The 18,967-nt window shown below is 66.1% G+C and carries 17 protein-coding genes and 1 tRNA gene; 8 read left to right on the forward strand and 10 right to left on the reverse strand.

Features of this window, described 5'->3' with window-relative positions; all coding sequences use genetic code 11:
* Positions 1-33 precede the first annotated feature (33 nt).
* The 7 genes from AC1DGP_RS26625 (at position 34) to AC1DGP_RS26655 (ending at position 10,711) form a co-directional block, all read left to right on the forward strand.
* Positions 34-1,407, forward strand: a complete 1,374-nt coding sequence (locus AC1DGP_RS26625; RefSeq protein WP_476832666.1) for an ABC transporter substrate-binding protein — start codon at positions 34-36, stop codon at positions 1,405-1,407.
* Positions 1,404-3,347: an ATP-binding protein gene (locus tag AC1DGP_RS26630; RefSeq protein WP_476832667.1), complete on the forward strand. Its 1,944-nt coding sequence runs from the start codon at positions 1,404-1,406 to the stop codon at positions 3,345-3,347. Before AC1DGP_RS26625 ends, AC1DGP_RS26630 begins: the two co-directional genes overlap by 4 nt.
* On the forward strand, positions 3,344-4,696 hold the full coding sequence (locus tag AC1DGP_RS26635) for a sigma-54-dependent transcriptional regulator (RefSeq protein WP_476776556.1): 1,353 nt from the start codon (positions 3,344-3,346) through the stop codon (positions 4,694-4,696). Before AC1DGP_RS26630 ends, AC1DGP_RS26635 begins: the two co-directional genes overlap by 4 nt.
* A gap of 194 nt (positions 4,697-4,890) precedes the next feature.
* Positions 4,891-6,228 carry an ABC transporter substrate-binding protein gene (locus AC1DGP_RS26640; protein ID WP_441507456.1) on the forward strand — a complete coding sequence of 446 codons (1,338 nt, stop codon included), beginning with the start codon at positions 4,891-4,893 and terminating at the stop codon, positions 6,226-6,228.
* Positions 6,229-6,386: 158 nt separating this feature from the next.
* Positions 6,387-8,099: an ABC transporter permease gene (locus tag AC1DGP_RS26645; RefSeq protein ID WP_476832668.1), complete on the forward strand. Its 1,713-nt coding sequence runs from the start codon at positions 6,387-6,389 to the stop codon at positions 8,097-8,099.
* Between the two features lie 2 nt (positions 8,100-8,101).
* Positions 8,102-9,199: an ABC transporter ATP-binding protein gene (locus AC1DGP_RS26650; RefSeq protein ID WP_476832669.1), complete on the forward strand. Its 1,098-nt coding sequence runs from the start codon at positions 8,102-8,104 to the stop codon at positions 9,197-9,199.
* Positions 9,200-9,466: 267 nt separating this feature from the next.
* The gene (locus tag AC1DGP_RS26655; RefSeq protein WP_476825031.1) at positions 9,467-10,711 is read left to right on the forward strand and encodes a Zn-dependent hydrolase; all 1,245 of its coding nucleotides are present in this window, start codon (positions 9,467-9,469) and stop codon (positions 10,709-10,711) included.
* Positions 10,712-10,741: 30 nt separating this feature from the next.
* On the opposite strand, the gene AC1DGP_RS26660 is transcribed toward AC1DGP_RS26655, so the two are convergent.
* The 9 genes from AC1DGP_RS26660 to AC1DGP_RS26700 form a co-directional block, all read right to left on the reverse strand.
* Positions 10,742-11,212: an aminoacyl-tRNA deacylase gene (locus AC1DGP_RS26660; protein ID WP_441492682.1), complete on the reverse strand. Its 471-nt coding sequence runs from the start codon at positions 11,210-11,212 to the stop codon at positions 10,742-10,744.
* A 211-nt stretch (positions 11,213-11,423) separates the two neighbouring features.
* Positions 11,424-12,659 (reverse strand): metal-dependent hydrolase family protein, encoded by a 1,236-nt coding sequence (locus AC1DGP_RS26665; protein WP_441507458.1) that lies wholly within the window; start codon positions 12,657-12,659, stop codon positions 11,424-11,426.
* Positions 12,660-12,686: 27 nt separating this feature from the next.
* A complete protein-coding gene (locus AC1DGP_RS26670; protein WP_441507459.1) occupies positions 12,687-13,175 on the reverse strand; it encodes a GAF domain-containing protein in 489 nt (162 codons plus the stop codon).
* 15 nt (positions 13,176-13,190) lie between these two features.
* On the reverse strand, positions 13,191-14,105 hold the full coding sequence (locus tag AC1DGP_RS26675) for a branched-chain amino acid ABC transporter permease (RefSeq protein ID WP_441492679.1): 915 nt from the start codon (positions 14,103-14,105) through the stop codon (positions 13,191-13,193).
* The gene (locus tag AC1DGP_RS26680) at positions 14,105-14,968 is read right to left on the reverse strand and encodes a branched-chain amino acid ABC transporter permease (protein WP_441507461.1); all 864 of its coding nucleotides are present in this window, start codon (positions 14,966-14,968) and stop codon (positions 14,105-14,107) included. The genes AC1DGP_RS26675 and AC1DGP_RS26680 overlap by 1 nt, the downstream gene beginning before the upstream one ends.
* 19 nt (positions 14,969-14,987) lie before the next feature.
* On the reverse strand, positions 14,988-16,193 hold the full coding sequence (locus AC1DGP_RS26685; protein WP_441507462.1) for an ABC transporter substrate-binding protein: 1,206 nt from the start codon (positions 16,191-16,193) through the stop codon (positions 14,988-14,990).
* Positions 16,194-16,240: 47 nt separating this feature from the next.
* The gene (locus AC1DGP_RS26690) at positions 16,241-16,966 is read right to left on the reverse strand and encodes an ABC transporter ATP-binding protein (RefSeq protein ID WP_476832670.1); all 726 of its coding nucleotides are present in this window, start codon (positions 16,964-16,966) and stop codon (positions 16,241-16,243) included.
* On the reverse strand, positions 16,963-17,727 hold the full coding sequence (locus tag AC1DGP_RS26695; protein WP_441507464.1) for an ABC transporter ATP-binding protein: 765 nt from the start codon (positions 17,725-17,727) through the stop codon (positions 16,963-16,965). Before AC1DGP_RS26695 ends, AC1DGP_RS26690 begins: the two co-directional genes overlap by 4 nt.
* Positions 17,724-18,377 (reverse strand): TetR/AcrR family transcriptional regulator, encoded by a 654-nt coding sequence (locus AC1DGP_RS26700; RefSeq protein ID WP_476832671.1) that lies wholly within the window; start codon positions 18,375-18,377, stop codon positions 17,724-17,726. Before AC1DGP_RS26700 ends, AC1DGP_RS26695 begins: the two co-directional genes overlap by 4 nt.
* Before the next feature lie 175 nt (positions 18,378-18,552).
* Here AC1DGP_RS26700 and AC1DGP_RS26705 point away from each other — a divergent pair, with 175 nt between their 5' ends.
* Complete coding sequence (locus tag AC1DGP_RS26705; protein ID WP_441507465.1) at positions 18,553-18,906, forward strand: hypothetical protein; 354 nt, start codon at positions 18,553-18,555, stop codon at positions 18,904-18,906.
* Here the strand turns inward: AC1DGP_RS26705 and AC1DGP_RS26710 are convergent.
* A tRNA-Met gene (locus AC1DGP_RS26710) sits at positions 18,880-18,956 on the reverse strand. The genes AC1DGP_RS26705 and AC1DGP_RS26710 overlap by 27 nt on opposite strands.
* Positions 18,957-18,967 lie beyond the last annotated feature (11 nt).

The following is an 18,967-nucleotide window of genomic DNA, read 5'->3' on the forward strand; positions in this document are numbered from 1 at the left end:
TGCGGGTCCGGTTGCCGGCTATATGACAGATTCATGATCCGACGCGCGGCACGTCTCTGCCTTGCCTTTGCGGCTTTCGCCTGGCTTGCCGCCGGCCCGGCAGAAGCTCGCCGCGTCCAGATCATCACCTCGTTCCCGCCCGCCTTCTTCGAGCCCTTCCGGACGGCCTTTCGCAATCGGCACCCGGACATCGCGGTCGAGGTCGTGCAGCGCAAGACCACCGCAGCCGTTGCGGATATCCGGACGCAGCAGCGTCAGGAGGCCGATCTGTTCTGGGCCTCGGCGCCCGACGCCTTCGAGTTGCTGAAACGGAGCAGGCTGCTGGCACCGCTGCAGGCCCGGGCGACCGGCGCCCCCGAGACCATCGCGGGCTACCCCGTCAACGATCCGGATGGGCACTATCTCGGCTTTGCCGTCTCGGGCTACGGGCTGGTCTACAACCCGTCCTATCTTGCGGCGCGTGGGCTCCCGGTACCGCGCAACTGGGCCGACCTTGCCGCCCCCGCCTATGCCGGCCATATCGGCCTGACCTCGCCGGCCCGCTCCGGCACGACGCACCTGATGGTCGAAGCCCTGCTGCAATCGCTCGGCTGGGAACGTGGCTGGGCGCTCTGGTCCGAGATCGGGGGCAATCTCGGCACCATCACGGCGCGCAGTTTCGGGGTGACGGCCGGTGTGGCGCGCGGCCGCTTCGGCATCGGTATCTCGATCGATTTCCTGGCAGAAACCGCCGGCGCGGAGGGCGAGACCAGCCGCTTCCTGCTGCCGGAGGAGACGCTCTTCGCACCAGCCAGCATCGCACGACTGGCAACGTCACCCAATCCGAAGGAAGCCGAGCTCTTCATCGACTTCGTGCTCTCGCCCGAGGGCCAGAAACTGCTGCGCGAGCCGCGGATCGGCCGGCTTGCGGTCTCACCGGCTGCCTATGGTGCCGACGAGGCGCCGCCGCATCTTTCGGACCTGTCGGGGCTCTTCAACCGGACACGCTTCGATGCCGGGCTGTCGGCCGGCCGCTACGAATTGGTCAACATCATCTTCGACGAGTGGATCACCTTCCGCCGCGCGGAGCATGCCCGGCTCTGGCGCAGCCTCCAGGGGCTGGAGGCCGCGCTTCTCGCCTATCCCGACGGGAAGGCTGCCCGCCTCCTAACCGAAGCGCGCAGAGCGCTGGTGCGGCCGCCCATCTCCGCCTCGGAACTCGGCCAGCCCGAACGCTTTCGCGATCTTGTGCGTGTGCCTCGGGGCCTGGCCGTTCCCGAGGCGCAGGCGCGTATCGAAGCCGAGATCCGCAGCGCAATCGCAGCCCAGGCCGCGGACGCCGCCGTCAGGTTGCGACAGGCTGCCGAGCGGCTCGCCGCCGCAGGGTGGACCAACTCGGATGACGGGCTGGCCGGAGGGCTGCCATGAGGCGCCTCTGGCAAGGCCGGCGCTTCGGCATCGGCGAACGCCTGATCGCCGCCTTTCTCGGCGTCGGTCTGTTCGCCGTCGGCGCCGGCATCGTCGGCGTCATCTCCTATGAGCGCCTGAGCACGGAACTGGCAGCCATCGCCCGCGATCATCTGCCGGGCCTGGCCTCGTCGGCGAGGCTCGCCGAAGCCAGCGCGCGCGTCATCGCCAGCATGCCCGAGCTTGCCAATGCCGAGCGGCGCGACGCCTATGAACGCAGCCGACGACTTGTCGGAGAACGGCTGGACGAGCTCGATCGGGTCCTGGCCGAGCGGGCCGAGGGAGGGTTCGCTTCGCCCGCCCTCGCCGCGGTTGCGACGGAAATCCGCAGCAATCTCAAAGCCATCGATGCGGTCTCGGGGCGGCGCTTCCCGCTTGGCGAGCGCAATCGCGCCATCGGTGAGGAACTGCGCTGGCTCCAGGCCGATCTCCTCGACGAAATCGAGCCGCTCACCGACGATGCCCGCTTCAATATCGAGACGGCGCTCGGCCAGGCCGGAACCGATGCACCAAGCGCGGCCAAGCCGAATGCCATTCGCGAGGAGACCCGCAAGAGCGCGGCGTTGATGACGCTGAATGCCCAGGCGAACCTGATCGTCGGACTTTACGGGCGGCTCGGCGTGGTCCGCACCCGCGAGGATATGGAGCAGACGGGCCACGTCATCGGCGAGGCGGTCGACCAGCTCGAAATCGAGGCCAGGGCACTGAATGGCTGGCCCGATACCATTACCGTCAGGCAGATTGCCCAACGGCTGATCGGACTTGCCGATGCCGGCACCGGATTACCCGCCATCAAGCGTGCCGAGCTGGCGGCCCAGGCCGACGCGCAACGCCTGATCACGGAAAGCCGGCGGCTGGTCAGCGAGCTCGGCACCCTGGTCTCCCAGGAGGTCCAGAGAACGGAAGCAACCGCGAAGGCCGCTGCCGAGCGTTCGGCCACAGCGATCAGGCTCGGCCGCAACCTGCTCCTGGCGATCGCCGCCGCCTCGCTGATCGGAGCCCTTCTCATCGGCTGGTTCTATGTCCGCCGGCATCTCGTCGCGCGGCTGCGCGTGCTCACCGAAGCCGCGACCAGCATCGCCAGCGGGCAGTCCTCGGCTGTTCTGCCCCACGCCGGCAATGACGAGCTCGGCGACCTCGCCCGGGCGCTTGCGGTCTTCCGGCAGACCCGCGACGACCTGATCCAGGCGGCCAAGCTGGCCGCGCTCGGCCAGATGGCCGCCGGCCTCAGCCACGAACTCAACCAGCCGCTGGCGGCGATTCGCTCCCATGCCCATAACGGCGTGCTGCTGCTGGAGCGCGAGCGTCCAGACGAGGCCCGCCACGCCATCATGCGCATCCAGGCGCTGACGACGCGCGCCGCCGAGCTGATTGCTCACCTCAGGCGCTTCGCCCGCAAGCCGGGCGTGACGCTTTCTCCCGTCGAGGTCGGCGGTGTGGTCGAGACGGCGCTGTCGCTCTTCGGTCCGCGTCTCGATGCCGGGCAGGTGACGCTGAAGCAGGACATGCCAGGCGAAAGGCTCTATGTCCGCGCCGAGGAAATCCGGCTGGAACAGGTCCTGGTCAACCTCATCGCCAATGCCCTCGATGCCATCGCCGGCCGGCCGGACCCGACGCTCGCGATCGGCGCGGCCCAACGCGGCAAGGCCGTCGAGATCTGGGTCGAGGATAACGGGCCCGGCATCGACCGCGCGCATCTGGAGCGAATCTTCGACCCGTTCTTCACGACCAAGCCGGTCGGCTCGGGGCTCGGCCTCGGCCTCTCGCTCTCCTACAACATCATCAAGGACCTTGGCGGCACGCTCGCCGTCGCCAGCTCCGGTCCCGCCGGCACACGCTTTCTGATTATGCTCGAAGCCCTGCCGAATCGCGCAATGGCTGCCATGGAAATTGACGCATGAATGCGCCGAGGATTGTTCTCGTCGACGACGATGCCGAGGTTCTCGAGGCCTGCCGGCTGACCTTGGAGCTCGAAGGCTTCGAGGTCGCGGCAAAGCGCTCGGCCGACGCCGCCCTGCCCCTGCTGACGCGCGACAGCCCCGTCGTTCTGGTGAGCGATGTCCGGATGCCCGGCCGCGACGGCTTTGGCCTGCTGGCGGCGGTCAGGGCGATCGACCCGGAAATTCCGGTCGTGCTTGTCACCGGCCATGCCGACGTCCCCATGGCGGTGAAGGCGATCCGCGACGGCGCCTGGGATTTCGTCGAGAAGCCGGCCGATCCCGTGCTCCTCACTGAGACCGTCCGCCGGGCGAGCGATTACCGCCGGCTGATCATCGAGAACCGGCTGCTGCGTGCCGGAGCCACCCCCGACGACCCGTGGGTCGCGCGGCTTGTCGGCGCCTCGCCGGCGATCGTCCGTTTGCGGCAGCGGCTGACCCTCATGGCCGATGCCGATGCCGACGTGCTGCTCTTCGGCGAAACGGGGACCGGCAAGGAGGTCGCGGCCCGCGCGCTGCACGATCTCGGCAAGCGCCGCAGCGGCCGCTTCGTCGCGGTGAACTGCGGCGCCATCCCCGAAACCATGATCGAGAGCGAGCTTTTCGGCCATGAGGCCGGCGCCTTCACCGGCGCGCGCGAGCGGCGCATCGGCAAGATCGAGCATGCCAGCGGCGGCACGCTCTTTCTCGACGAGATCGAGTCGATGCCGATGGCCGCGCAGGTCCGGCTGCTGCGCGCGCTCCAGGAGCGACGCATCGAACGCCTCGGCTCCAACCGCGAGATCGCGGTCGATATCCGCATCGTCGCGGCAACCAAGGCGGACCTCGCTGCATTGGCCAAGGCCGGCGGATTTAGAGAGGACCTCGTCTATCGCCTCAATGTCGTGACGCTTCGCCTGCCGCCCCTGCGCGATCGGCGCGAGGACATTCCATTGCTGTTCCAGCACTTCCTCGGGCTCGCCGCCGCTCGCGTCGGCCGCTCCGCCCCGCTGCTCGGCCGCGATCTGCTGCAGCGCCTGTCACGGCAGGACTGGCCCGGCAATGTCCGCGAATTGCGCAACGCCGCCGAACGCAGCCTGCTGGGGATGGACGAGGATTTCGATGATCACGAGACCGTCGCCGGACCATCGAGCGCCGAACTGACGCTGGAAGAACAGATCGCGCTCGCCGAAGCCGAGGTGATCGGCGCGGCGTTGAAACGCCATGGCGGCCGGATCGGCGTCACGGCAGCCGCCCTGGGCATCACCCGCAAGACCCTTTACCTCAAGATGCGCCGCTACGGATTGAGTGGCGCGGCAGCGCTTCCCGACTGACGTCGCGATGTTACCGTCCTGACCCATCCCGCCGACGCGACGGTTACCGCAACGACCCGCAGAGACCGCGAACTGCGCGCGCAAACCGGGATTTCCTCAACATAATCAATACGACGCCCGGTTGGCATCGTCGTTGCTGACAGATGAGCATCGGCCTCGACGCCGGGTGAGCAAAAACTGTCTTGGAGGAAATCATGGTCAATCGCAGGGTCGCACTCGCGGCCGCCCTCGGCCTGTCGCTCAGCACGTCATTCGCAACCATCGCCCTCGCCCAGGCTCCGGCCGGCAAGGTCACCGTCGTCACCTCCTTCTCCAAGGACGTGACCGACCCGATCAAAAAGGCCTTCGAGAAGGCGGTTCCGGGCGTCACGCTCGAGGTTCAGAACCGCAACACCAATGCCGGTGTGAAATATGTCGAGGAGACAAAGGCCAACAACCAGGTCGATCTCTTCTGGGCATCGGCTCCTGACGCCTTCGAAGTGCTCAAGGGCAAGAAGCTGCTGACGCCCTACAAGCCCAAGGCGGCCGGCATCCCCGAGAAGATCGGCTCCTATCCGATCAATGATCCGCAGGGCTTCTATTTCGGCTTCGCGGCATCGGGCTACGGCATCATGTGGAATGATCGCTACGCCAAGGCCAACAAGCTGCCGGAGCCGAAGGACTGGCAGGATCTCGCCAAGCCGGCCTTCTACGACCATGTCTCGATCGCCTCGCCGGCCCGCTCCGGCACGACGCACCTGACCGTCGAGACCATCCTTCAGGGCGAAGGCTGGGAGAAGGGCTGGCGCACGCTCAAGGAGATGTCGGGCAATTTCCGCTCGATCACGGAACGTTCGTTCGGAGTGCCGGAGGCGGTGAACTCCGGGCAGGTCGGCGTCGGCATCGTCATCGACTTCTTCGCCTTCTCGGCGCAGGCGTCCGGCTTCCCGGTCAAGTTCGTCTACCCGACCGTGACCACCGTCGTGCCTGCCAATGTCGGCATCATCGCGAACCCACCGAACAAGGCGGCGGCCGAGGCCTTCGTCGAGTTCCTGCTCTCGCCGGCCGGCCAGGAGGTCCTGCTCGACCCCGGCATCCGCCGCCTGCCGGTCAATCCGGCCGTCTATGCCAAGGCCGGCGCCGACTATCCCAACCCCTTCACCGATCCGCGCTTCCAGAAGATGATCGGCTTCGACGTCGACAAATCCGAAGCCCGGACCGCTGTCGTCGACACTCTGTTCGACCAGCTGATCTCCTTCCAGCTCGATGCGCTGAAGGGCGTCACCAAGACGCTGCACGAGGTCGACGCCGCGCTGGCGAAGAAGCCCAACGCCCAGGCCAAGGCTGCAGCCGATGAGGCACGCAACCTGATCGCAGCCATGCCGGTCTCGGAAGCGCAGGCTGCAAGCGCGGAACTCCGCGGCGCCTTTACCGGCGGCAAGGAGAAGGGCGCCAGACAGGCGGAGCTCGAGAGCCAGTGGGCCAATGCCGCCCGCGAGAATTACGCCAAGGCCAAGACCAAGGCCGAGGAAGCCCTCAAGCTCGCGCGCTGAGCCGTCGCCGCTGCCGTCATCCCTGCCGTAGCGACGTGAAGAGCCGGGATCCATGCCGGCCTCCCATTGGGGGCTCGGGCATGGATCGCGGATCTCCGCGCGGCCGTCTGGCATGATGGCGCGGGCTTTATCGATCGAGCCTCTTTCGGGAACTCCCCATGACCGCCGTCCCCGCGCTCTCGCGCCCCAAACGCATGTCGGCGACGCCTGGCCAGATCGCGCTCGCGCTGGCCATTGCAGCCTTCCTGCTGTTCTTCCTCGTGCTGCCGGTGGCAACGGTGATCTATGTCGCCTTCACCGAGAAGGGTACGAACAGCTTCACGCTGATCAATTTCTACGACTTCTTCCGCACCGAGCTGTTCATCCGGTCGTTCTGGAACTCGGTCTATGTCTCGGCCATGTCGGTGGTCTGGGCGTCGGTCTTCGCACTGCCGCTGGCCTATCTGACGACGCGTTTCGTCTTCCGCGGCGCTGCGGTCGTCCAGACGCTGGGTTTCCTGCCCCTGATCATGCCGCCCTTCGTCGGCGCCGTGGCGATGCAGCTCTTCTTCGGCCGCAACGGCTCGATCAACCTGCTGCTGGATGATTGGTTCGGCTTCAAGATCGGCTTCATGGAAGGGCTGAACGGCGTCATTTTCGTCCAGTCGGTCCACTACTTCCCGTTCATCCTGATCAATCTCTCGGCGGCGTTGCGCAATATCGACCGGGCCATGGAAGAGGCCGCGCAGAATCTCGGCTCCTCCGGCTTCCGCCTCTTCCGCCGCATCGTCTTCCCGCTTGCCATGCCGGGCTATCTCGCCGGCGCCTCGCTGGTCTTCGTCAAGGTCTTCGACGATCTGGCGACCCCCCTCCTGCTCAACGTCAAGGACATGCTGGCGCCGCAGGCCTATCTGCGGGTGACCTCGATCGGGATTGCCGACCCGATGGGCTATGTCATCTCGGTCGTCCTGATCATCGCCTCGGTCGTCGCCATGTGGCTGTCGGCGCTGGCGCTGAAGGGCCGCGACTACGCCACGACCCAGCGCGGCGGCGGCGGCCTCGCCAAACGTGTGATGTCACCGACTGAGGCCATCTTCGGCTATGGCGTCGTCATCCTGATCCTGGCGCTGGTGCTCGCGCCGCATCTGGGACTGCTGCTGCTCTCCTTTGCGACGATCTGGTCCTATTCGCCGCTGCCGGACGCCTTCACCGTCGCTCATTACGCCCGCGTCTTCGGCGAGAGCTCCGTCTACATCAAGAACACGCTGATCTATGCCAGCATCGCAGGCGGGATCGACATCGTGCTCGGTGTGGCGATCGCCTATCTCGTGCTGCGGACGAAGCTGGTCGGCCGCGAATGGCTGGACTGGACGGCGTCGGCGGCACTGGCGATCCCGGGTGTGGTGCTCGGCATCGGCTACCTCCGGACCTTCTACGGCATCACCTTGCCGGACGGCACGCCGCTCGCCTCGCTCTGGATCACCATCGTGCTGGCGCTCGCGATCCGGCGCCTGCCCTATGCGCTGCGCGCCTGCCACGCGGCGCTGCAGCAGATCTCGGTCTCACTTGAGGAGGCGGCGGAGAATCTCGGCGCCACCAAATCCCGGACAGTGCGGCGCGTCGTCGTCCCGCTGATGGCAGGCGGCATTCTCGCCGGCTTCGTCACCAKCTTCTCGACCGCGGCGGTCGAGCTCTCGGCCACGCTGATGCTGGTGCAGTCCAACTCCGACGCGCCACTGGCCTATGGGCTCTATGTCTTTATGCAGTCCGCCGCCGGACGTGGGCCTGGTGCGGCGCTTGGCGTCGTCGCGGTCATCCTCGTCGCGGCCTGCACCTTCCTCTCCCATCTCATCATCGAACGCAGCCAGAAGGCCAAGGGAATGGGCCACTGATCATGAACGCCATCGCACCGCTCGCTACCAAAGCCGTCGCCGTCGATATCGAGAGCATCAATCTCTCCTACGGCACCAATCATGTGCTGAAGAACGTCAACCTCGCGATCCGGCCCGGTGAATTCTTCGCCTTTCTCGGGCCATCGGGCTGCGGCAAAACCACGCTGCTCCGCCTTATCGCCGGCTTCAACCAGGCCGATACCGGCCAGGTCCGGATCGGCGGCCAGGACATTTCCACCCTGCCGCCCTGGAAGCGCGATGTCGGCATGGTCTTCCAGTCCTATGCACTCTGGCCGCATATGACAGTCCGCAAGAACGTCGCCTTCGGTCTTGAGGAGCGCGGCGTCGCCCGCGCCGAGATCGAGCGGCGCGTCGGGGTCGCGCTCGACCTGGTCGGGCTCGGCCATCTCGGCGACAGGCGCCCATCCCAGCTCTCCGGCGGCCAGCAGCAGCGCGTCGCGGTCGCGCGCACCGTCGCGGTCGAACCGAAGGTCCTGCTGCTCGATGAGCCGCTCTCCAATCTCGACGCCAAGCTGCGCGTGCAGGTGCGGCGCGAGCTGCGCGACCTGCAGCAGCGCCTCGGCCTGACGACGATCTTCGTCACCCACGACCAGGAGGAGGCCAACACGATCTGCGACCGCATCGCGGTGATGAACGAGGGCATCGTCCAGCAGGTCGGCACCCCGATGGACCTTTACGAGCGCCCGGCCAATCTCTTCGTCGCGAATTTCCTTGGTACCGCCAATATCCTCGAGGGCAAGGTTGTCGGCAGCGGCACCGAACGCGCCTTCGAGGTCAAGGGCGGCGCGAAGCTCCCGATCCCGGGTGATGTAGCGGTCCCGACCGGCGCCAAGCTGGTCTTTCGTCCCCAGCATGCGACTCTCGGCGCCGCAGGCGCCACGCATGCTGGGCAAGTCGCGTTGCCGGGCAGGATCGCGCATCGCGAGTTCCTGGGATCGAGCATGCGCTACGGCGTCACGATCGGCGAAACCGAAGTCTCGGTCGACCTGCCCTTCCAGTCGGGCGGCGACCTGCATGAGGTCGCGGCACCCGTCAGCCTGTCGCTGTCGCCGAGAACCGCGCTCTGGCTGGAGCGCTAAAGCATCGGCCCGGAAAGTGAATTGAGGTTTTCGGGGAAAGCCGATGCAAGCACGGAAGCCTGGATCATCGGACCGGATACGGTATCCCGTCAGATGATCCAGCCCTGGCGAGAATCACGACCAATGCGCGGCGCCGGGCAAGGCCATGACGAATATCCAGTTGCCAGAACGGTGTCGCGCCGCTCAGAGTTGATGCATCCCGTGATGCCGTGACGGCTATTTGCTTGCGCGGCATCGCTCGCCGACCTTGCGCAAGAGATCTTCGCCATGAGCCCGCCTGCCGCCGCCCGCATCGACATCGAGCGCTTCTGGACGACAATAGAACGGTCGGGCGAGATCGGTCCGGGCCGGCCGGGCGGTCTCTCCAGGCTTGCCTTGTCGGATGCCGACAAGCAGGTCCGCGACGAGTTCGTCGGCTGGTGCCGGGAGGCCGGCCTCACCGTCCGCATCGACGGAATCGGCAATATCTTCGCCCGGCGTCAGGGCCGCGACGACACGCTGCCTCCCGTCGTGATGGGAAGCCATCTCGACACGCAGGTGAATGGCGGCCGCTTCGACGGCATCGCCGGCGTGCTCGGCGCGCTCGAAGTCTGCCGCACGCTCGATGCGCTCGGCCATCGCACGCGCCGCCCGCTGGAGATCGTGAACTGGACCAATGAGGAGGGCGGCCGCTTCTCCCCGCCCATGGTCGGCTCGGGCTGCTTCACCGGCACCTACACACTGGACTGGGCCCGCGGTCGCACCGACGATGACGGAATCAGTCTCGGCCAGGAGCTGCAGCGCATCGGTTATCTCGGCGAGATGGAGGCAAGCCCGCACGCCTTCGACGCCTATTTCGAGTTCCATATCGAACAGGGCCCGATTCTCGACCGCGAGGGCATGCAGGTCGGCGTCGTTACCGGCGGCTACCCGAGTTGCGGCATGCTCGTCGAATTCCGAGGCGAGACCGCCCATACCGGTCCCTGGCCGATGGAGCGGCGCAGGAACGCCCTGGTGGCCGGCGCGCGCCTTCTCACTGCGGTCGACGATATCGGCTGGGAGAACGCCGGCACGGGCGGCAAGGCGACAGGTTCGCGGCTCGTCGCCTGGCCGAACAAGCCCGGCATCCTGTCGGACTGGGCGCAGGCGGTTTGCGACGTCCGCCATCCCGACGCGGAGACGACCCTGGTCATGGCCGAGCGCGTGCGCCGCGCCATTGGCGAAGCCGCAGCACGCGGCGGCTGCACGGCCGAAATCCTCGACACCTGGAACTGGGGCGGACGGATTTTCTCGGGCGAACTGATCGAGGGCATCCGCTCTGTCTCGCTCGGGCTGGGCTACCGGACGCAGGATATCCTGAGCCAGGCCGGGCACGACGCCTATTTCGTCGCCCGCCATGCTCCGACGGCGATGATCTTCGCGCCGTGCAAAAACGGCATCACCCATAACAACCTGGAACTCTGCACGCGCGAGGATCTGGAGCCCGGACTGAATGTCCTGTTGCGCTCCGTCGTCGCGCGTGCCGATCGATAGGGGCTCCGTCGCCCCGCGCGATGCCGATGTCTAGGACGGGTGGCTGAAGCGAGCGACCCGCGCATCCTTCATCAGGTTGCAAAAGTCAGGTCCACTGACGCGCACCAACGTCCTGTGGTCACCACCCTCGAAATAGACGTCCCTGGCGTCATGAAGGCTTTCATCGAGGATCACCGGCACGTCATAGGCCGATCCGATCGGCGGAACCGCACCCAGGTCGCAATCGACGAACAGCGAACTCACCTCATCCTCCGAGGCGAGGCCGAGCCGCTGGTGTATCACATCCTGCAAGGTGGAGAGTTCGATCCGGTGTGTGCTGGGAACGACGGCCAGGACGTAGCCACTCTCATGGTGAACCACCACGGATTTGGCCAGCCTGCTGCCCGGGACATGCGCGGCTTGCGCCGACTGGCTGCTGGTCGCCGTACGGTGATGCGCGACGGTGTCGTAGGCGATGCCTTCGCCGTCGATATAGGCCTGGAGTTTCTTTGCGATTGTCATCGGAGGCGCCCCTTTGTTGTCTGGCGACGCGTCAGGACGACATCCTCCTCTCCTCCTCCGCGAAGTCAACGGCGAATGGGCTGCCAGGGCCGGGGCACAGGCTCCGCCCGTGCGAGCCGGCGAGCCTTTGACACGCGGCTGTGGATCCGGGCTCCGGGCCTCGGCTAACCGATCGTCCCGGAACCTCTCGATTGTCTGCCCGCCAGCGGCCTCAGCTCAGGCTTGAGCGCTTCATGAAGGCGCCGCCCTTCATGATCAGCGGCATATGCCGGCCCTGGCGGGTCAGCAACGCCAGGTCCTTCAGCGGGTCGCCGTCGACGACGACCAGGTCGGCATGGGCGCCCGGCGCGACCGTACCGATCTTGCCTTCGAGCCCGAGCAGCTTCGCCGCGACATGGGTGGCCGCACCGATCACCTCATGCGCCGGCAGGGCGCGGCCGCGAATGACGAACTCCTCGGACTGATGACGATGCATCTCGCCGAGAAGATCGCTGCCATAGGCCATGGGCAGGCCCGCCTTCCTCATGATGGCGAGCGAATCCATGCCGGCGACACGGACATTCTCGACCTTGGCGATGGAATCCGGCGGGAAACCGAGCTTGCCGCCTTCGCTGGCGAGCTTGTCATAGGTCACCAGGGTCGGCACGGCGACGGCGCCCTTCGCGGCGGCGAGCTTGGCTGTATCCGCCTGGATCAGGTTGCAATGTTCGAGCGAGTGGACGCCAGCCTCGACGCAGCGGCGGATCGCCTCGTCCGTATAGACATGGGCCGAGACATAAGTGCCGGCCATCCGGGCTTCCTCGACGATCGCCTCGAGCTCGCTCACGGAATAGCCGAGGAAATGGATCGGATCGGTCGGAGAGGCACAGCCGCCATTGGCCATGATCTTGATGAAATCGGCTCCGCCCTTGAGCTCCTCGCGAGCCGCCCGGCGCACTTGGTCGATGCCGTCGCAAATGCGGCCGAGAGCGCCGAGCCGATGACGGGTCGTCACCGCCTCGCGATCGTCATAGCGGCCGCGGAAATCGGCATGGCCGCCGGTCTGGCTCAGCGCCTTGCCGGAAATGACGAGGCGCGGTGTGGGGAAATGCCCCTCCTCGGTCGCAACCTTCAGCCCGAAATCGGCGCCGCCGACATCACGCACCGTGGTGAAGCCGCGCAGCAGCATCTCGCGCATGATCACGAGGGAGCGCACCGTCACGAGGGAGTCCGGCAGCGCCGCATTGCGCCCGAGATCGGCGACGCCGGCGATGACATGCACATGCGCGTCGATCAGCCCGGGCATCAAGGTCCGGCCCGCCAGATCGATCACCTTCGCCTTGCCGGCGGACACGGTCTTGCCGACCTCGCGGATCGTCCCGCCCTCGACCAGGACTGAAACCGGTGCACCGCGCTCCGGCGCGGTGCCGTCGACGATGCGGGCATTGGTGAAGAGGGTGGAAGCCACGGCAATTCTCCAGTCGGATGGGAGCTGTCAGACAGCGCGCGCTGCTGCGCGGGCAGCCAGGAATGCGGGAACCAGCAGAGGCGCCAGCCGCTCAACCAGCGGCACATGCTCCTCGCGATAGAAGCCTTCCGGCGCGAGCAGGTTGATCGTGCCAACGACCTTGCCGTCATAGAGCGCCGGGACATTGATGACCGAGCCGAGGCCCATGCTCTCGATCAGCACGTGATCGAAGAAGGCCCAGCGGATTCCGGCCTTGTCGCGCCCGAGATAGGGCTTGCGCCCCTTCAGCACATGGTCGCCCCAGGGCGTCGGCCCCATCGTCTTGCGGCCCGAGACCGGATATTCGGCCGGGCGGTTCGAATAGATCCGCGCGACCTCCTCGCCATCGACGTAGAGCAGGGTGAAGAGCTCATGCCCGACGAGCTGCTTGGTCACAGCCTCGAAGGCCTTGAACAGCGTGTCCGGCTGGCCGGGCTCTGCAAGCAGGCGCGACAGGGCGGCAAGATCATCGGACATCGTGAACTCCGGGATTCAGGCTTTGAAAGGAACGGGTTTGGGTGCACGTGGAATGCGTTCGGGCAGGAGCCCCTGCGGCCGCAGGTGCAGGACGAGGATCAGCGCGAGCCCGACCAGGATCTCGCGCAGTGCCGCGACCTGGACAGGCTGCAGACCTGGCACCCATTCGGTGGCGAAGCGCGTCGCCTCGAGGAAGATCACGACGAGATAAGCGCCCACGACCGCGCCGCTCGGGCGACCGACACCGCCGGCAGTCACCGCCAGGAAGATGTAGATCGTGATCAGCGGCTGGAAATGGTCAGGCGACACATAGGACTGGAAATGCGCATAGAGCGCGCCGGCCAATGCCGCGATGGCAGCTGAGAGCGCGAAGGCCTGGAGCTTGAAACGCAGCACCGTCTTTCCGGCGAAGGCCGCAAGCTGCTGATCCTCGCGGATCGCCTTCATCGCCCGGCCATAGGGCGAGCCGTCGAGCCGACGCAGCAGCAGCCAGACGCCGGCCACGATCAGCGTGACCAGACCGAGATAGAACAGGTTGAAGCCCATGAGGCCGAGCTCGGCCTTCAGAGGCGCCTTGATCCCGGAAATGCCGTCGGATCCCTTGGTGAGCCAGCGCTCGTTCAATGCAACGAGCCGGATCACCTCGGCAAAGCCGAGCGTGACGATGGCGAGATAGTCGTCGCGCAGGCGCAAGGTCGCGAATGTGACGACAAGCCCGACCACCGCGCCGACCGCGAGCGCCGCGGTCCAGCCGAAGAGCACCGGCGCCCCTGCCCCAGTCGCCAGCGCAGAAGCATAGGCTCCGACCGCAAAGAACCCGGCAAGGCCGAGATTGACCAGTCCGACGCCGCCCCAGATCAGGTTCAGGCTGAGCGCGAGCAGCGCGTAGATACCACAGAGCGTCAGGGTGAAGATGACATAGGACAACATCAGACCGCCCTCTCGCCCAGGATGCCGCGTGGACGGAAGGTCAGCATGATCAGGATCGCGATGAAGCCGACGGCGGTGCGATAGGTTGCGGGCACCGCAATCAACGCCAGTTCTTCGGCGATGCCGAGCGCAAGCGCTCCAACCACGGCGCCAGGGATCGAGCCGAGCCCGCCGAGCACCGCGGCGGCGAAGACCGACAGCAACACGCGATAGCCGGTGAGCGGGTCGATCGAGGTATCGAGGCCGATCAGCACGCCGCCGACACCGGTGAGCCCAGCGCCCAGGAAGACGGTGACGATGGCGATCCGGGCAGGATCGATGCCCTTCAGCCGGGCGAGATCGGGATTGTCGGCGACTGCGCGCATGGCCTTGCCGAAGCGCGTATAGCGCAGGAAGGCAAACATCGCGGCCATGATCACGACCGCCAGCGCAAGGCTCTGCAGCTGCTGCGGGCCAATCCGCAGATCGCCGAAGCGCATGTCGCGCATCAGGGGCAGGTCATAGCCGCGCATGTCGTTGCCGAAGACGAACCGGACGATATTCTCAAGCACGAGATTGAGCGCGATCGAGGCGATGGCGACGATGAGCGCCCCGTTCCCGCGCAGGCGGCTGAGCGCACTCTCCTCCGCGACCACGCCGACGGCTCCGGCGATAGCAAACGCAATCACGAGAGCCGGAATAATCGGCAGCCCCAGCACCACATTCGCCCACCATGCGGCAAAGGCGCCAATGGTGGCATAGGATGCGATGGCGAAGTTGGGATAGCGCAGCACGGCGAAAATGGCCGAGAAGCCGACAGCCGGGACGGCAATCAACGCCCCAGTCATCAGCCCGTTGATGAGCGCCTGCAGGAAAAGGGTCACGCGCGCGGGTCTTTCGGGATCAGGCGATCTTGACCAGAACGATCTTCCCGCCCTGGACCTGCTCGTAGCGGAACTTCGAGTCGCTGATATCGCCGGTCTCGGTGAAGTCGCACGGGCCGCTGGCGCCGTCATAGTCGACAGGCTGCTTGGCTGCGATCGCCTTCAGGCCGTCAATCGCATTATCGATCTTGGCACCGCCCGGCGCCTGGCTCGCCTTGCGGATCGTGTCCTTGATCGCCGTACCGGACGCATCGCCGGCCAGCGCGATCGCCATCAGCACCAGGTTGATCTGGTCATAGATCTGCGTCGTGTAGGGATCGGGCGAAGCCACGCCGATCAGCTTGACCAGGCGCTCATAGGCCTTCGAGCCTTCCGCCGACGAGGGCGAGATCGTGTAGGTCTTGTCGACGACATCGGCCGGAACGCTGTCGACGAGCTTCTGGTTCACCGAATAGCCGAAGGCGACCTTGAGCCCGCCGAAGCCGGCCCGGAAGAGGTCTTTCAGCATCACGGCGGTGTCGGGCGTATAGCCGCCGAACACGACCGCGTCGGGCTTGAAGCGCAGCACCTCGTCGATCTCGGTGCGATAGGCAGGCTTCTTGTCGTCATAGATCAGGGACGCCGTCTCGCCGCCGCCCTTCTTCACGGCCTCGGTGATATTGTCGAACTGGCTCTTGGCGAAGGGCGTCTGCGGCGACAGGAAGAAGACGCGCTTGGCCTTCTCGGCGATGACGAACTCGCCGAACTTGCGGCCCTGCAGCGTCGTCGTCGGCTGCGTGCGGATCAGATAGCCCTGATGCGGCAACTGCGTGATCGAATCCGCGCCCGAGACGGTCGCCAGGAAGGTCTTCGATTCCCAGCAGAGCGGCGCGACCGCGGTCGTGACCGAGGAGGCCCAGGTGCCGAGAATGGCCGAGACTTTGTCGACGTCGATCAGCTTGCGCGCCGCGCGGACGCCGGCTTCCGGATTGGTCTGGTCGTCCTCCGAGATCAGCTCGATCTTGCGCCCGAGCACGCCACCTGCCGCATTCACCTCATCGATGACGGCCTTGACCGCCTTGACCATCACCGGGCCATAGGGACCACCCGAGCCGGTCAACGGCGTCAGGGTGCCGATCCTGATCGGCGCGCCCTGGGCGAGCGCGAGCTTCGGTAGCGCACTGACACCGGCAAGCGCGGCGGCACCCGTCAGAAGCGTCCGGCGGTTCGTCATGAAATCGGTCATGGTGATCCCCTTGTCCTTATGTTTCTTGAACTGTGTCGGCGTCGGCTTCAGCCGCCCAGGAAGAGGCGGCGGATATCGGGGTCGGAGGCGAGAGCAGGTCCCGCCCCCTCTCGGCTGTTGCGGCCAGAGACGAGCACATAGCCCCGCGTCGAGATTTCGAGCGCTTCGAGCGCGTGCTGCTCCACCATCAGGATCGGCAAGCCCCCCCTGTTCAGGGCGACGATCGCCTCGAACAGTTCATCAGCCGCCTTGGGCGAGAGCCCGGCTGTCGGCTCGTCGAGCAGCAGCAGGCTCGGCGCATTCATCAGCCCCATCGCCATCGCCAGGATCTGCCGCTGTCCGCCCGACAGCGTACGCGCCAGCGCGCGCCGCTTCTCCGCCAGCATCGGATAGCGCTGATACATCTCTTCGCTGCGCGTCCTGACTCCGCCGGAATCCTGGAAACCGCTGATCTCCAGGTTCTCGGCAACCGTCATCGCACCAAAGACATTGCGTTCCTGCGGTACGAAGCCGATGCCGGCCCGCGCCCGGCCAAGCGCATTCGCAGCCGTGATATCCGCGCCGTTCAGGCTGATCTGGCCCTTGCGCGCCGCAACCAGCCCCGCGACGGTCTTGAGCAAGGTCGATTTACCGGCCCCGTTCGGCCCGATGATCGAAACGATCTCGCCTGGTGCGACCCTGAGCGACGTGCCCTTGAGAATTTCTTCGGCCACGCCATAGCCGGCGACAACACCTTCGACCGAGAGCAGGGCGGCGCCCGCAGCCGCGCTCAATGCCGCCTCCCGAGATAGGCTTCCTGCACCCGGATGTCGGCGGCGACCTCCTCGAACGAACCCTGGGTCAGGGTCCTGCCCTCGGCCATGACGACGACCGGTTGGCAGAGGCGCTTGATCAGCGCCATGTCATGCTCGATCAGGCAGATCGTCAGGCCTTCACGGTTGAGCCCGACGAGATGCTCGGCGATCTCGTCGGCCAGGCTCGGATTGACGCCCGCCATCGGCTCGTCGAGCAGCAGGATTTTCGGCTTGGCCATCAGGGCTCGCCCGATCTCGACCAGTTTTTTCTGACCGCCGGACAGCGCCGTGACCGGATTATCAAGCACGTGGTCGAGCTTCAGCCGGCGCGCAATCTCGAAGGCGCGCCCTGCCAGCTCGGCTTCGCGGCGGCGTGCGGCAGCAGAGCCGAACAACCCCGCGAGCAGATTCTCGCCGGGCTGATCCGCGCCATAGAGCATCAGATGTTGGAAGACGCTGAGCTTGGGGAAGCCCCGTGCCAGCTGAAAGGTCCGCACAAGCCCCGCCGCGACGAGTTCTTCCGGTGCCAGGCCCGTTGCATCCTTCGGCCCCAGCGCGACTGTACCGCCCTTGGGCCGGTACAGTCCGGATACAGCATTGAACAAGGTCGATTTGCCGGCACCGTTGGGGCCGATCAGGCCGGTAAAGCTTCCGGCCGGCACGGCGAGATCGACACCGCGCAGCACATGCACGCCGTAGAAGTCGAGCTTCAGGCCCGTGACCGTCAGCAGCGGCGTCATGAAGCCTGTGCCCCCGCAACCGACCGGCGTGAGGGCGATGTCTGTGTCGGAAAATGCTGGCGGACCTGAAGCTTCCAGAAATTCAGCATCTCGGCGTAATAGGCTGGGTCCTTCCGCAGCACGGTCTGGGCGATCATGCCGCGCACCAGGCACATCGTGGCGTTCATCACCACGCGGGTATGGTCCGCATCGACCTTGGTGCGGGCGGCGAGTGCGGTCCAGACCGCATCCAGACCAGCGTGGAATTCTCGCACCACGGGCACGAGATCAGCCCGGAACTCGTCATTGTGCCGCGCCTCCGGCAGGAACTCCATGGTCACATAGAACAGCCGGTCCGACATCATCTGCCAGATGTAGTCGACGATCTCGTCGCTGGAGCCACCCCGCTCTGCGAAGGCCTCGGCGAAGCGATGCAGGTTGCGCGAGGAACGCCCGAGCAGATCGGCGACAGAAGCCGTGATGATCGCCTCGCGCCCGGCAAAGTGATGCGTCAGCGCGCCACGCGAGACGCCGGCGGCGCGGGCAATTTCGGGGGTGGTCGTGCGTGCGAGCCCGCAATCATGCATCAGATCGATCGTCGCATGCATCAGCCGCGCAGAGGTGTCCGCGCTGCGTTCCTTCTGCGATCGCCTCTTGCCGGTTCCGGTCAAGCTGCCCCTCCACTTTCAGCCGAGAGCAAGCCTGCGATCGCATTTACAAACAGTCAAGACTGTTTCTACGACGACGGTGCTGAGTTGCGTGCTGAACGGGTAAGCGGCAAGACACACTGAGGATCCGGCCAAAGCCAAGGCCGGTCAGCCCGCGGATTCTGCAGGGAGCCATGGCATGTCGTTCAGCTGGGACGAGGCCGTTGCCTACGCACTGACGCTTCCTGGCGCCGGGATTTCAACCAGCGACGGCCTGCTGGCGGTGAAGGTAAACGGCCGGGATCAATCGCGCCCGCGACTGGAACGCCAGCCGCCCGCGCTTGCGGGTGAAGCGGTAGCGGCCAGCCGCAGCGCTTTATCTGGTCCTGGCGCCAGGCCGGCGGGAGTCGGTCGGTCCATCCGCGGGACCATGCTGATCCGCGTGCCGAGCCTTGTGTTCCGCGGCTTAGAACGCAGAAAGCCCGCAGCGTTTATCGCGGCGGGCTTGAGTGTTTTTTGGGATTTTTGGTTGCGGGGGCCAGATTTGAACTGACGACCTTCAGGTTATGAGCCTGACGAGCTACCGGGCTGCTCCACCCCGCGGTAATGGGAAC

The sequence above is a fragment of the Allobosea sp. 05T433 genome (assembly GCF_056396065.1).